Genomic DNA, 13432 nt, shown 5'->3' with positions numbered 1-13432 from the left:
CCTAGCCGTCCGGCGTCGCGGCGCTACCCCAGGGCGTGGGCGAGCAGTTCGGCCACCGCGTCCGGGTCGATGTGGTGGCCGGTCAGCAGGCAGAGGCTCTCCTGGTAGAGCAGGACGGCGGCGAACGTGGCGGCCGCGGCCTCCAGCCGGGCCGCGTCGCCCCGGCTGCCCGGCAGCGCGAGTTCGAGGGCGAACCTGGACCGCCTGATGATCTCGGCGTTCAACCGGCCGAGCCGGTCCCGCACGGAGCGGTGGGTGTCGGCCTCGCGGAACAGGATGCGCCGCATGTCCGGGGACGCCCGCAGCGGCAACATGCGGGCCAGCTTCGACAACGTGCCCGCGGGGTCGCCGGGGACGGCCTCGACGTCCTCCTCCGTGACCAGCGTCCGCTCGTCGACGAGCGAGACCAGCACATCGATCTTGCGAGGGAAGTAGTGGAAGACCAGGCCCTTCGGCACGCCCGCCAACTCGGCGATCCTGGCCGTCGGCGTCGCGTCGTAGCCGCCGCCCGCGAACAACTCCTCGGCGGCGTCGAGGATCCGGGTCCTCGCCTTGGCGGTCTCGAGCGGGTCGTCCACGGGCCAGACGATATCCGCACCTGGGGCCTCAACACCATGACGCGACGGACAGTGGACCCTGCGAAACCGGGCGAAATCGCAGAAGCCCGGCCGCGGGAGGGGGTCGCGGCCGGGCTTCACCGGGAGAGAGCCTCAGGGGCTCGGCGGTATCTCAGCGGTATCTCAGTGATGGCTCAGCGGTCGATCTGTGCTGATCAGTGCTCGATCAGTGCTCGATCAGTGCTCGGAGGCCTTCTCCATGCCGACGCCGGTGAGCGAGCGGACCTCGATCTCGGCGTACTTCGCCGCGTTGTACTCCTTGCTGAAGATCGTCCCGAGGTAACCGCACAGGAAGCCGATCGGGATCGAGAAGATGCCCGGGTTCGACAGCTCGATCAGGTGGAAGTCGACGTCCGGGAACATCGCGGTCTTCGCGCCGGAGACCGCCGGCGAGAGGATCACGAGAACGAGCGCCGAGATCAGACCACCGTAGATCGCCGAAACCGCGCCGGCGGTGTTGAACCTCTTCCAGAACAGGCTGTAGAGGATCGCCGGCAGGTTGCCCGAGGCCGCGACCGCGAAGGCCAGCGCCACCAGGAAGGCGACGTTGAGCGACTGCGCGGGGATGGCGAGGGCGATCGCGATCGCGCCGATGACGAACGCGGCGATCCGCGCGACCCGCACCTCCTCCTTGTCGGTGACCTGACCCCGCTTGAACACGTGGGCGTACAGGTCGTGGGCGAAGCTCGACGACGAGGCCAGCGTGAGGCCGGCGACGACGGCGAGGATCGTGGCGAACGCGACCGCGGCGATGACGGCGAGCAGGATCGTGCCGCCCACCTCACCGAAGATGTCCGCGCCGATGGCCTCGGCGAGCTGTGGCGCGGCCGTGTTGCCCGCCGCGTTCGCCGCGGCGATCTTCTCCGAGCCGACCACGGCCGCGGCGCCGAAGCCGAGGACGAGGGTCAGCAGGTAGAACACGCCGATGATGCCGATGCCCCACAGGACCGACTTACGGGCGTCCCTGGCGGTCGGCACCGTGTAGAAGCGGATCAGGATGTGCGGCAGGCCCGCCGTGCCGAGCACGAGCGCGAGCCCCAGGCTGATCAGGTCGATCTTGCCCCAGACGCCCTGCGCCTCGGTGCCGTACTTGAGACCGGCGTTGAGGAAGGCGTCGCCCTTGCCGCTCTGCGTGGCGGCGTCGCCGAGCAGGCTGGACAGGTTGAAGCCGAACTTGCCGAGGACGAGCAGCGTCACCAGGGCCGCGCCGGTCATCAGCATGACGGCCTTGACGATCTGCACCCAGGTGGTGCCCTTCATGCCGCCGATGACGACGTAGATCACCATCAGCAGGCCGACGGCGATGATCGTCCACACCTTGCCCGACTGCGACGTGATGCCCAGGAGCAGGCCCACGAGGGCGCCCGCGCCGACCATCTGCGCGAGCAGGTAGAAGATGCTGACGACGATCGTGGAGACTCCGGCGGCCGTGCGGACCGGACGCGGGGACATCCGGAACGCCAGCACGTCGGCCATCGTGAACTTGCCGGAGTTGCGCATCAGCTCGGCGACGAGCAGCAGCGCCACCAGCCAGGCGACGAGGAAGCCGATCGAGTAGAGGAACCCGTCGTAGCCGGACAGGGCGATGATCCCGGCGATGCCGAGGAACGACGCCGCCGACATGTAGTCGCCGCCGATGGCCAGGCCGTTCTGCACACCGCTGAACGAGCGGCCGCCGGCGTAGTAGTCGGTGGCGGTCTTCGTGTTGCGGCTGGCCCAGAAGGTGATCGCCAGGGTTCCGGCGACGAACACCAGGAACAGGATGGTGGCGAGTGTCTCGTGTTTCACTGGGTCTTCTCCTCCACCTGGGCACGGAGTTCGTCGGCGAGCGGGTCGAGCTTGCCGGCCGCGTGGCGCGAGTACGCCCAGGCGATCAGGAACGTGGATACGAACTGCAGCACGCCGAACACCAGCGCGACATTGATCTCACCGAGCAGCTTGGTGCCCATGAAGCCGCGGGCGAAGCCCGAGAGCACCACGTAGAGCAGGTACCAGGCCAGGAACGCGACGGTCATCGGGAAGGCCCAGGAACGGTACCGGCGACGCAGTTCCTGGAACTGCTCGCTGGCCTGCATCTCCTCATAGACCGATGAGTCGTGTTGTACGGTCACATGCCCTCCTTCGACAGTGATCTGAATCACTTCAACGTAGGAGTGCGGCTCCTTCCTTACGAGACCCGGACGCGGTCCCGTCGCCCAGCCGTAGCGGGCGCTCGTTCGCGCGAGCACCGCATGCGGCGAGAGGTCGGTTCCGCGCGCCGAACGGCAGCCCTCCGTAAGGAACGCGTCAGAGGGACCGGGGCCGCCAGTCGCCGCGGTCGACGTTCAGCCTCTCCGGAGTGTGCAGGCGGACCATCGTGCGCGCGACGCCCGGCGGCACCCGCGACGGTGTGAGGAGGGAGACCACGACCATCACGGCGAACGAGATGGGCACCGTCCACGCGGCCGGCTGGGACAGCAGCGCCCCCATCCAGCCCGTGTCCGGCCCGCCCGTGATCGTCGCCAGGACCGCCGTGCAGGCGAGACCGCCTCCGAGGAGCAGGCCGGACATCGCGCCGACCGTCGTCAGCCTCCGCCACCAGATGCCCAGCACGAGCAGCGGGCAGAACGACGACGCGGCGACGGCGAAGGCCAGCCCGACCACGGTGGCGACCGGCAGCGACCTGGCCGTCCCCGCCAGCGCGAACGGCACGACCACCGCGAGGATCGTCGCCACCCGGAACGAGCGCACGCCGCCCCGCAGGATGTCCTGCGCGATCACCCCCGCGACCGAGACGGTCAGCCCGGACGAGGTGGACAGGAACGCGGCGAACGCCCCCGCGGTGATCAGCGCGGTCAGGAGGTCGCCCCCCATGCCGCCGACGAGCCGCCCGGGCAGCGTCAGCACCACCGTGTCGGTCGCCGGCAGCCCGTACACCCGGCCGAGGTAGCCGTAGATCGCCGGCATGAGGTAGAACGCGCCGAGCAGCGTCAGGACCACCACGGTCGTACGGCGGGCCGCCCGCCCGTCGGGGTTGGTGTAGAAGCGGACCAGGACGTGGGGCAGCCCCATCGTGCCGAGGAACGTGGCGAGGATCAGCGAGTAGGTCTCGTAGAGGGGATGCTCCCGGCCGTGCAGCGGCAGCGCCCACGGATCGCCGGGCGGCAGGCCGGGAAACCCGTCGGACCGCCACGCGAGCAGCATGAACACCAGCGGGACGGCGAGCGCGGTGAGCTTCAGCCAGTACTGGAACGCCTGGACGAACGTGATCGAGCGCATGCCGCCCGACAGGACATTGGCCGCGACCACGCCCGCGACGACCAGGCCCCCCGCCCATTCGGGCGCGCCCGTGACGGTGCGGAAGACCAGCCCGGCGCTCTGGAACTGCGGCATCAAGTAGAACCAGCCGATCAGCACGACCAGCACGCTGGAGGCCCGCCTGACCGCCATCGACTCCAGCCGCGCCTCCGCGAAGTCGGGCAGCGTGTAGGCCCCCGAGCGGCGCAACGGCGCCGACACGAGCACGAGCAGCACGAGATACCCGCCGGTCCACCCGACCGGCAGCCACAACATGTCCGCGCCATAGGTGATGAGCAGGCCGGCGATGCCGAGGAAGGAGGCCGCGGACAGGTACTCCCCGCCGATCGCCGACGCGTTCCACAGCGGCGACACCGTACGGGAGGCCACGTAGAAGTCCGACGTCGTGCGCGACATCCGGATCCCGAACGCGCCGATGAGGATGGCCGCCAGCACCACGACGACGACGGCGGCGATGCTCACTGGCGTTCCACCAGGTCGGCGAAGTCACGCTCGTTGCGCTCGGCCTGCCACACGTAGAGCCACGCGCCCGCGATGAACGCGGGATAGATGAGCCCGGCGAGGACGACCCACGGCAGCGGCAGTCCCAGCAACTGGGCGGAACGCAGGTCCGGGACCAGGAGGAACAGCAGCGGGAGCCCGCCCACCAGGCAGGCGAGCAGCGTGCAGACGAACAGCGCCAGGCGGAACTGCGTGCGCACGAGCGACCGCATGTAGACCTCGCCCAGGCGGGTCTGCTCGTCGATCTCACGGGTCAGCGAGTGGCGCGGCCTGCGGGCGGCGGCCGTCCGGGGGCTGGTCACCACGACCCTGCGCGGCTTGCCCGTCATCGCTCGCTCATTCCGCGTCCTCCCGTTTGGCCTTGCGGGCCCGCCGTACGAGGAGGTCGCGAAGCTCCCGGGTGTGCCGGCGGCTGACCGGGATCTCGGCCCCGCCGACGCGCACCACGCACTTGCCCGAGTCGATGTGCAACTCCTCGATGTGCTTGACCGCGACGAGGTGGCTGCGGTGGACCCGGAGGAACCCGGCGGACGCCCACCGCTCCTCGAGCGCGGCGAGCGGGATGCGCACCAGATGGCTACCCGTCGCCGTGTGCAGCCGCGCGTAGTCGCCCTGGGCCTCGACGTACCGCACCTCGGTGCTGGCCACGAACCTGGTCACCCCGCCCAGCTCGACCGGGATCGTGTCGGCCCGCGGCCCGGCCTCCATGACGTCCCTGTTCCCGCAGACCCGCCTGATCGCCTCGGTCAGCCGTTCCGGCCTGACGGGCTTGAGCAGGTAGTCCTCGGCCTTGAGCTCGAACGCGTCGACGGCGTGGTCCTCGTAGGCCGTCACGAACACGACCTTCGGCGGGCTGGTGAACTGCGTGAGCAACCGGCCGAGCACCACGCCGTCGAGACCGCGCATGCGGATGTCGAGGAAGACCGCGTCGACCGGCCTGCCGTCCGCGATCGCCCGGTCGAGCAGCTTGAGCGCCGCCGCGCCGTCACGGGCCGTCAGGACGTCGCCGATGCGTGGATCCGCCCGCAGAAGATAGGACAGATCCTCCAGAGCGGGCTGCTCGTCGTCCACCGCAAGGACCCGGAGGCCGGTCAAGCTCACTCCTCTCACCGACGAATCCCCTAGAGAGTGATGACCCGGACATCGGAAAGTCAACGCTTCCCGCCATCACGACCGGATCACAGTGGACCCCTCAGTGATCCCTCGGTGATTGCTCAGTCGACCGCGACGCCGGGGTGGTATTTGGGGACGCGCACGGTCACCTTGGTCCCGGCGCCGTGACCGGTCTCGACGACGAGGCCGTACTCGTCGCCGTACACCTGGCGCAGCCGCTCGTCGACGTTGGCGAGGCCGATCCCGCCCGCGCCGGACCTGTCCTCCCCGGCGAGCACGCGGCGCAGCCGCTCGGGGTCCATCCCGATGCCGTCGTCCTCGACCGTGATGCCGCACTCGGCGCCCGCGTCCTCGGCGATGATCGTGACGTGGCCGACGCCCGGCTTGCTCTCCAGGCCGTGCCGTACGGCGTTCTCGACCAGGGGCTGCAGGCAGAGGAACGGCACGGCCACCGCCAGCACCTCGGGCGCGACGCGGAGCGTCACCTGCAACTGGTCGCCGAACCTGGCCCGCTCGAGGGTGAGGTAGCGGTCGATCGACCTGAGCTCCTCGGCGAGCGTCGTGAAGTCGCCGTGCCGCCGGAAGGAGTAGCGGGTGAAGTCGGCGAACTCCAGCAGCAGTTCCCGCGCCTGCTCGGGATCCGTGCGGACGAACGACGCGATCGTGGTGAGCGAGTTGTAGATGAAGTGCGGCGAGATCTGCGCCCGCAGCGCCCTGACCTCCGCCTCCATGAGCATGGTCCGCGACCGGTCGAGTTCGGCCAGCTCAAGCTGCGAGTCGACCCAGCGGGCCACCTCCTGCGCCGCCCGGACGAGCCCCGCGGAGGCGTGGTCGCCGTACGCCGCCAGCGAGCCGATCACCCTGTCGTCCGTGGTGAGCGGGACCACCACCGCCTGCCGGATCGGGCACTCCGGCAGACCGCAGTCGAGGGCGAGCACCTGCGTGCGGCCGTCCGCCAGCGTCTCCGCGGCGTGGGTGAACGCCTCGCGCGCGTGGTGCTCCCCCGCGCCGTCGTAGACCAGCAGTTCCTCGCCGTTGGTGATGGCGATGGCACGCGAGCCGAGCAGTTCGCGCAGGTGCCGGGACGCCTTGAGCGCCCCGGCGGGGGTCAGCCCGGCGCGCAGCGGGGGTGCGGCCAGCGACGCCGTGTGCAGGGTCTCGAACGTGGCCCGCTCGGCGGGACTGCTCCCGAGGTCGCGGCGGCCGCGGACGACCCGCCACAACACGGTGGCCGGCACCGCGATGAGTGCCACGACGACGAGGGCGGCGACGAGCGGTTCCACGCCGCCGGAGCCTACTCGCGTACGAAGGCCGCCACGATCTCTCCCAGTTCAGGACCGGCGTCCTCCTGGAGGAAGTGACCGGCGCCCTTGATGACCGGGTGCTCGATCCCGGCGGCTCCCGCCATCGACTTCTTCAGGATCGGCGCCATCCCGCCCGTGATCGGATCTCCGTCGGAGAAGGCCACGAGGAACGGCAGGTCCAGCGTCGTCAGCGTGGCCCAGGCCGCCCGGTTGGCCTCCGACGCCGGGTCGTCCGGCGTGGTGGGCACCAGGCCCGGCATGGCCCGCGGCCCCGCCTTGTGCTCCTCGGAGGGGAAGGGCGCGTCGTAGGCCCGCCGTACGTCGTCGGGCAGTGTGGTGGCGCAGCCGGACTGCACGAACCTGGCGACGTCCAGCACGGGTGCGGACGCGACCGCCTCCCGGAAGCGGTGCCAGACCTCGGGCATGGGAATGTCGCCGGTCGGCAGTCCCGTGTTGGCCGCGACGACCCGGGCGAATCGATGAGGATGCTCGGCGACGAGCCGCAGGCCGATCAGGCCGCCCCAGTCCTGCCCGACCACCGTCACGCCCTGCAGTCCGAGCGCGTCGAAGGCGAGCGCGCGGGTCCACTCCACATGGCGGGCGTAGGAGTGGTCCTCCGGCTTGGCGGGCTTGTCCGACCGGCCGAACCCGACGAGGTCGGGCGCGATCGCCCGCAGACCCGCCCCGGCCAGCTTCTCCATGACATGGCGGTAGAGGAACGACCAGCTCGGCTCGCCGTGCAACAGCAGCACGGGCGGCCCGTCGGCGGGACCCGCCTCCACGTACGCCATCCGCAGCCCGTCGCCCACCTCGGCGTAGCGAGGCTCGTACGGGAAGCCGGGAAGGTCGGCGAAGCGCTCGTCGGGGGTGCGGAGGACATCCATGAGCCGTCCTTTACGATGTAGATTTTTTGAGCGCCGCCCGGATCCGGTCGGCGGTCTCAGCGGCCTCCACGTCGTCGGCGTACTTCATGCGGGGCCAGAAGAAGCCGCGCAGGCCGTCCTTGCGGTTGCGGGGGACGACGTGGGTGTGCAGGTGCGGGACGCTCTGGCTGACCCGGTTGTTCATGGCCACGAAGGTGCCCGCGGCCTCCATGCCCTCCTCGACCGCCCGGGCGACGGCCTGGACCCGCTCGAAGTAGGGGCCCACCACCTCGACCGGCAGGTCGGTCAGCGTCTCGGCGTGGCCGTGGGGGACGACGAGCACATGGCCCTTGAACACGGGCCGGGCGTCGAGGAAGGCGGCCACGACCTCGTCGGAGAAGACGACATGGGCCGGCCGTTCCCCGGCAGCGATCTCGCAGAACAGGCATCCGGCCACATACGGCCCCGCATTCGGCATCCCGGTATTGTCTCTCAGCTCCTTCCTCAGGGGGCTACCAGCCGAGGGTGGCGGTGCCCTGGATGAGCGCCCTGGCGATGACCAGGCGCTGGACGTCGTTGGTGCCCTCGCCGATCGCCATCAGGGGCGCGTCGCGGTAGAGCCGCTCGACCACGAACTCCTGGGAGTAGCCGTAGCCGCCGTGGATCCGCATCGCCTCCATCGTGGTCTTCAGGGCGACCTCCGAGGCGAAGTACTTGGCCATCGCGGCCTCGCTGGCGACGGCGCCGGCCTCCGACCGTACCGCCGCCCAGTACGTCATCAGGCGGGCCGCCTGGATCTCGGTGGCCATGTCCGCCAGCTTGAGCTGGACGGCCTGGAAGTCCGCGATCGGCTGGCCGAATGCCTGCCGCTGCCGCGAGTAGCCCAGCGCCGCCTCGAAGGCGCACTGCGCGACGCCCACGGCCCGCGCGGCGATGTTGATGCGGCCCAGTTCGAGCGCCGACAACACCTGCTGCATGCCCCGCCCCTCCTCACCGCCGAGCAGGCGGGACACGGGGACGCGCACGCCGGTCAGGACCACCTCGCACGTCTCCGTGCCCTTGTAGCCGAGCTTCGGCAGGTCCCTGCCGATCGTGAGGCCCTCGCTCGAGGCGTCGACGAGCAGGACGGACATGCCACGGTGTGCGGGGGTCTCCTCCGAGGTCTTCACCAGCACGGGCAGCGGGTCGGCGTGCCGGGCGTTGGTGATCCACGTCTTCGTGCCGTCGATCACGTACTCGTCGCCGTCCCGGACGGCCCGGGTGCGGATGCCCTGCAGGTCGGTCCCCGCGCCGGGCTCCGTCAGGGCGATCCCCGTACGGCGGGCGCCGGTCGCCAGGTCGGGAAGGTAGTGGTCCCGCTGCTCAGCCGTACCGTGCCGGGCGATCATCCAGGTCGCGAGCGAGTGCGAGCCGAGGATGCCCGCCACCCCCATCCAGCCCCTGGCGATCTCCTCGAAGACGAGGGCGAACGACACCCGGTCGAGGGCGAGCCCGCCGTACTCCTCGGGGACCGTCATGCCGAACAGGCCCATCTGGCGGAAACGTTCGACGATCTCGGCGGGGTAGCGCCCGCTCCGCTCCCACTCGGAGGCGACGGGCACGATGTCCTTCTCGACGAACTCCCGCAGCGTCCGCTGGAACAGCCGCTGGTCGTCATTCAGCTCGAAGTCCATCACGCCTCCAACGGGCCGGTCTTGGCGTGCGGGAAGTAGCCCTTGTCGTGGGGCGCGTCCCGCCGGTAGACCATGACCGACCGCCGCCAGGACATGACCTCGTCGCCGTCCTGGTTGAGCCCGCGCGTCCGGCACGTCACGATGCCGGCGTACGGCCGCGACCTGGACTCCCGCGCCTCGAGCACGACCGACTCGGCGTAGAGCGTGTCGCCGACGAAGACCGGATGGCTGAGCCTGATCTCGTCCCAGCCGAGGTTCATCATCGCGGTCTGGCTGACGTCGATGACCGACAGCCCGAGCACGATCGCCACCGACAGACCCGAGTTGACGATGATCCGCCCGACCGGCGCGTTCGCCGCGAAATGGGCGTTGAAGTGGTTCTGGTTCGTGTTCATCGTCAGCAACGTGAACCAGGTGTTGTCCGCCTCGCCGATGGTCCGGCCGAGGGGATGCTGGTAGACGTCCCCGACCACGAAATCCTCGTAGTAGCGCCCGATCCGGGCTTCATGCACCGTCACACTGGAATGTTATTCGGATGACCCTCCGAGATCATCGATACGATTTGTGCGGCGTCGCGGCGTCGAGGTCGGTCTTGATCCCGTGGATCGCCCGGCCGGGAGTCGGCGGGGTCGCCCGGGAGACCTGCCCCTTGCCGAACACGCCCAAGACGGCCGCCACGATCAGCAGCAGGACCCCGATGACGAGCGCGCTCGCCCATCCGGGCAGCACCAGCGCCAGCGCGAGGATGGCGGCGGCCACCAGCGCGGCTCCGCCGTACAAGGCCATGGCGCCCGCCCCGCCGAACAGTCCCGCGCCCCGGCCCGCGCGTTTGCCCTTCTGCGTCATCTCCGCCTTGGCCAGGCGCAACTCGCCTCGAACGAGCCGGGAGACGTCCTCGGAAAGGCGTCGCACCAGTTCGCCGGTCGACGGCGACTCGGTCGGCCTGATCATCTGGTCGGTCATGACATGCCTCCCTTCCAGCGATGGGGTGCGGCCTACCCCCAGATGGGGGGCCTAACCCACGCCTGCCCCCGAGGGGCGGGGCGGAGCGGGAAGGAGGAGATGAAAGTTTCAGTCACGAAACGGCGGGTCACGCGGCACCAGAGGGCAATGAGGCCGCCCCCGGGCGAGGTCGGCAGGCGGGTGGTGGTGGTGCGACTGTCCGTTCATTCCCCAGGGCTACCGTGGAGGTGCCCGATTCAGCACGGAATGCAGAGGTTCAGGTGACCCGCGTCTCCGCCCGATCTTCCGTCCCACCCTCCGTCCCACCCTCCGTCCCACCCTCCGTCCCACCCTCTGTTCCTCCCTCTCGTGTCCCGCCCTCTCGTATCCCTTCCTCCACCCGCCTTGCCACCCGTGTCTCCGCTGACGCCGCCGCGGTAGCCGTACTCGCGGCCGTCGGCGCAGGCGCCGCGGCCGTGCTGGGGCTGTGGTGGGCGAACACTGCCGCGGTGGCGGGCCTCGACGGGTGGCTGACCGGCGCGGGCCGGATCACCGGCCTGCTCGCCGGATACGCGATAGCGGTACTGCTCCTGCTGATGGCCCGGATCCCCGCGCTGGAACACGGCGTCGGCTCGGACCGCCTGACGCGCTGGCACTCGATGGGCGGGCGGTACGTCGTCGGACTGTCCGTGGCCCACACGCTGCTCATCACGTGGGGGTACGCCGTCACCGAGGACACCGACGTGGTCGGCGAGACCGTCACGCTGAACCTGTCCTATCCCGACGTGCTCAGGGCGACCGTGGCGGTGCTCCTCCTCGTCGGGATCGGCGTCGCCTCGGCACGGGCGATCAGGCCGAGGCTGCGTTACGAGACCTGGTTCCACCTGCACTTCTACACGTACCTGGCCGCGTGGCTGGCGTTCGGGCACGTGCTCGCCACCGGCAACGAGTTCATCGCGAACCCGTCGGCGCGCCTCGCCTGGTACGCCCTGTACATCACCGTCGCGCTGGTCCTGATCTGGTACCGGGTCCTCACTCCGGTACGGCAGGCCTTCCGGCACCGTTTCACGGTGACCCAGGTCGTCGAGGAAGGCCCGGGAGTCGTCTCGGTGCACATCACCGGCCGCCGCCTCGACCTGCTGAGGGCCGAGCCCGGCCAGTTCTTCAGGTGGCGTTTCCTCACTCGGGAGTTGTGGTGGTCGCCGAACCCCTATTCGCTGTCGGCCGTCCCCGGCCGGAACGAGCTGAGGATCACCGCCAAGGGCCTCGGGGACCACAGCCGGATCCTCGCCCGCCTCCGTCCCGGCACCCGGGTGCTCGCGGAGGGGCCGTACGGCTCCCTCACCGCCGGCCGGCGAAGACGCCGCAGGGTCCTGCTGATCGCCGGAGGCGCGGGCATCACCCCGTTGCGGAGCCTGTTCGAGTCGATCCCGGCGGCGCCCGGCGACCTGACGCTCCTCTATCGGGCGCGGGCCACGGGCGACCTGGTGTTCCGCCACGAACTGGACGGCATCTCCGCGCGCCGCGGGGCGCGACTCCACTACTGCGTCGGCCCCACCAGCGTGGTGGGCGACCCGTTCGCCTCCCGTACCCTGGCGGCGTTGGTGCCCCACCTGCGCGACCATGACGTGTACCTGTGCGCGCCTTCAGCGATGACCGCGCATGTGATCGCATCCTTGCGGGCCGTCGGCGTGCCACCCGGCCGGATCCACCATGAGTCGTTCGAGTTCTGAATCTCTGAAGGAGCCATGCGCAGAGCGATTTTCGCCGTGGTCGTGACCGCCGTGGGCCTGGTGCTGCTGCTGTCGTTCAAACCGCACGACCTCGCCGTGGCCGAACCGCCCTCCGCGAACGCGGGGCCATGGGCCGGCGACGGTGCGAGCCTCGGCGACGACACCGGCACGGTGGTCGACGGTGATGTCACCACCACGCGATGGGGACCCGTACAGGTGCGGATCGTGCTCTCCGCCGGGAAGCTCACGGGTGTCCAGGTGCTCCAGGCCCCGGCGGGCACCTCGATGGACGTCGCCATCAACGATCGTGCCCTGCCGATCCTCGATCGGGAGGCTCTGACCGCTCAGTCCGCGCGGATCGACACGGTGTCCGGCGCGACGTACACGAGCGACGGCTACGTCCGGTCCCTGCAGAGCGCGCTCGACCGGGCCGGCCTGTGACCAGCCGTCATGTCGAGCATGTGATGGGTACCGTCTTCTCCTTCGACGTACGGGACGGCGACTTCGAACATGCGGTCGCCGAGGCCGTGGACTGGCTGCACCACGTCGACGAGACGTTCTCGACGTACCGGCCGGAGAGCGTGGTCAGCCGGCTGGACAGAGGTGAGATCGCCCTGGCCGGCTGCCCACCGGAGGTCGCGGAGGTCCTGCGCCTGTGCGACGAGGTGTCGCGCGCGTCCCACGGATACTTCACCTCCCACCCGGACGGCCGTCTGGACCCCTCGGCCGTCGTGAAGGGCTGGGCGATCGAACGGGCCTCGCGCATCCTGACGCGGGCGGGAGCGGCGAACCACTGCGTCAACGGCGGCGGTGACGTGCAGCTCACCGGATCCGCCGCTCCCGGCAGTCCCTGGCGCGTCGGCATCGCCCATCCCCTGCGTCCCGGCGAACTCGCCGCCGTGGTGACAGGTCACGATCTGGCGGTGGCGACCTCGGGCACCGCCGAGCGCGGCGCACACATCGTCGACCCGCATGCCCACCGCCCCGCGACCGCGCTCGCCTCCATCACGCTCGTCGGAAAGAGCCTGACCCTGACCGACGCCTACGCCACGGCGGCCTTCGCCATGGGCCACGCCGCACGCGACTGGGTCGGAGACCTGGAGGGCTTCGAGGCCTTCGCCGTCACAGCCTCCGGTGCCACCTGGCACACGGACGGCTTCCCGCAGTTCGCGATTCTCGCCGATTGACATAGCCGCCGGATCTTCGGACGTGGCCCGCTCGGCGACGTGCTCGAGAGCTGCCCGGAGATGCGGCGGTTGTGGCATGAAGAACTCGTCGTGGAGGCCGAGGAGCAGCCGGAACGTCCGACAGGGCGCAGCGGGTGATCTTGTTTCTTGGCATGCCTGTGGCCTGCATGGCCGGGTCGGCCACGCAGGGTGTTTCGCGGCT

General features: G+C 70.3%; 15 protein-coding genes. 3 read left to right on the top strand and 12 right to left on the bottom strand.

Translation table 11 applies throughout. The annotated features are described in order from the left end of the window. Positions 1–23: 23 nt before the first annotated feature. From Psi02_RS39365 to Psi02_RS39310, 12 genes are all read right to left on the bottom strand, one after another. Positions 24–578, bottom strand: a complete 555-nt coding sequence (locus Psi02_RS39365) for a TetR/AcrR family transcriptional regulator (RefSeq protein ID WP_203981018.1) — start codon at positions 576–578, stop codon at positions 24–26. A 216-nt stretch (positions 579–794) separates the two neighbouring features. After that, positions 795–2405, bottom strand: a complete 1611-nt coding sequence (locus tag Psi02_RS39360; RefSeq protein ID WP_203981017.1) for a monocarboxylic acid transporter — start codon at positions 2403–2405, stop codon at positions 795–797. Continuing rightward, entirely contained in the window at positions 2402–2728 is a 327-nt protein-coding gene (locus Psi02_RS39355) for a DUF485 domain-containing protein (RefSeq protein ID WP_239095540.1), read from the bottom strand. Before Psi02_RS39355 ends, Psi02_RS39360 begins: the two co-directional genes overlap by 4 nt. 175 nt (positions 2729–2903) lie before the next feature. Next, entirely contained in the window at positions 2904–4376 is a 1473-nt protein-coding gene (locus tag Psi02_RS39350; RefSeq protein ID WP_203981016.1) for a sodium/solute symporter, read from the bottom strand. Further along, positions 4373–4744 carry a hypothetical protein gene (locus Psi02_RS39345; RefSeq protein WP_203981015.1) on the bottom strand — a complete coding sequence of 124 codons (372 nt, stop codon included), beginning with the start codon at positions 4742–4744 and terminating at the stop codon, positions 4373–4375. The genes Psi02_RS39350 and Psi02_RS39345 overlap by 4 nt, the downstream gene beginning before the upstream one ends. A gap of 7 nt (positions 4745–4751) precedes the next feature. Then, positions 4752–5510, bottom strand: coding sequence for a LytR/AlgR family response regulator transcription factor (locus Psi02_RS39340; RefSeq protein ID WP_203956130.1), 759 nt, complete (start codon positions 5508–5510; stop codon positions 4752–4754). 119 nt (positions 5511–5629) lie between these two features. Beyond that, positions 5630–6811 (bottom strand): sensor histidine kinase, encoded by a 1182-nt coding sequence (locus tag Psi02_RS39335; RefSeq protein ID WP_203981014.1) that lies wholly within the window; start codon positions 6809–6811, stop codon positions 5630–5632. 11 nt (positions 6812–6822) lie between these two features. Next, positions 6823–7716 carry a haloalkane dehalogenase gene (locus tag Psi02_RS39330; RefSeq protein ID WP_203981013.1) on the bottom strand — a complete coding sequence of 298 codons (894 nt, stop codon included), beginning with the start codon at positions 7714–7716 and terminating at the stop codon, positions 6823–6825. A 10-nt stretch (positions 7717–7726) separates the two neighbouring features. Continuing rightward, positions 7727–8173, bottom strand: coding sequence for an HIT family protein (locus tag Psi02_RS39325; protein WP_203981012.1), 447 nt, complete (start codon positions 8171–8173; stop codon positions 7727–7729). 34 nt (positions 8174–8207) lie between these two features. After that, entirely contained in the window at positions 8208–9368 is a 1161-nt protein-coding gene (locus Psi02_RS39320) for an acyl-CoA dehydrogenase family protein (protein ID WP_203981011.1), read from the bottom strand. After that, the gene (locus tag Psi02_RS39315) at positions 9368–9886 is read right to left on the bottom strand and encodes a MaoC family dehydratase (protein ID WP_203981010.1); all 519 of its coding nucleotides are present in this window, start codon (positions 9884–9886) and stop codon (positions 9368–9370) included. Before Psi02_RS39315 ends, Psi02_RS39320 begins: the two co-directional genes overlap by 1 nt. Before the next feature lie 31 nt (positions 9887–9917). Continuing rightward, a complete protein-coding gene (locus Psi02_RS39310) occupies positions 9918–10331 on the bottom strand; it encodes a phage holin family protein (RefSeq protein ID WP_239095539.1) in 414 nt (137 codons plus the stop codon). A gap of 455 nt (positions 10332–10786) precedes the next feature. Between Psi02_RS39310 and Psi02_RS39305 the strand changes: the two genes are divergently transcribed. The 3 genes from Psi02_RS39305 to Psi02_RS39295 are packed head-to-tail and all read left to right on the top strand — an operon-like array spanning position 10787 to position 13230. Further along, positions 10787–12043: a ferredoxin reductase family protein gene (locus Psi02_RS39305; protein WP_203981009.1), complete on the top strand. Its 1257-nt coding sequence runs from the start codon at positions 10787–10789 to the stop codon at positions 12041–12043. A 15-nt stretch (positions 12044–12058) separates the two neighbouring features. Next, positions 12059–12484, top strand: coding sequence for an FMN-binding protein (locus tag Psi02_RS39300; protein ID WP_203981008.1), 426 nt, complete (start codon positions 12059–12061; stop codon positions 12482–12484). Between the two features lie 23 nt (positions 12485–12507). After that, entirely contained in the window at positions 12508–13230 is a 723-nt protein-coding gene (locus Psi02_RS39295; protein ID WP_203981007.1) for an FAD:protein FMN transferase, read from the top strand. Positions 13231–13432: the final 202 nt, after the last annotated feature.

The organism is Planotetraspora silvatica, assembly GCF_016863315.1.
GTDB classification, from domain to species: domain Bacteria; phylum Actinomycetota; class Actinomycetes; order Streptosporangiales; family Streptosporangiaceae; genus Planotetraspora; species Planotetraspora silvatica.
Note: the sequence above shows the minus strand (reverse complement) of the source record. Positions and strands in the feature narration are given on the sequence as shown.

What these genes read in the sequence shown, in the direction of transcription:
- Psi02_RS39295 (WP_203981007.1), top strand. Translation starts at nt 12,508, where the DNA reads ATGGGTACCGTCTTCTCCTTCGACGTACGGGACGGCGACTTCGAACAT.
- Psi02_RS39345 (WP_203981015.1), bottom strand. Translation starts at nt 4,744, where the DNA reads ATGACGGGCAAGCCGCGCAGGGTCGTGGTGACCAGCCCCCGGACGGCC.
- Psi02_RS39300 (WP_203981008.1), top strand. Translation starts at nt 12,059, where the DNA reads ATGCGCAGAGCGATTTTCGCCGTGGTCGTGACCGCCGTGGGCCTGGTG.
- Psi02_RS39320 (WP_203981011.1), bottom strand. Translation starts at nt 9,368, where the DNA reads ATGGACTTCGAGCTGAATGACGACCAGCGGCTGTTCCAGCGGACGCTG.
- Psi02_RS39310 (WP_239095539.1), bottom strand. Translation starts at nt 10,331, where the DNA reads ATGACCGACCAGATGATCAGGCCGACCGAGTCGCCGTCGACCGGCGAA.
- Psi02_RS39330 (WP_203981013.1), bottom strand. Translation starts at nt 7,716, where the DNA reads ATGGATGTCCTCCGCACCCCCGACGAGCGCTTCGCCGACCTTCCCGGC.
- Psi02_RS39325 (WP_203981012.1), bottom strand. Translation starts at nt 8,173, where the DNA reads ATGCCGAATGCGGGGCCGTATGTGGCCGGATGCCTGTTCTGCGAGATC.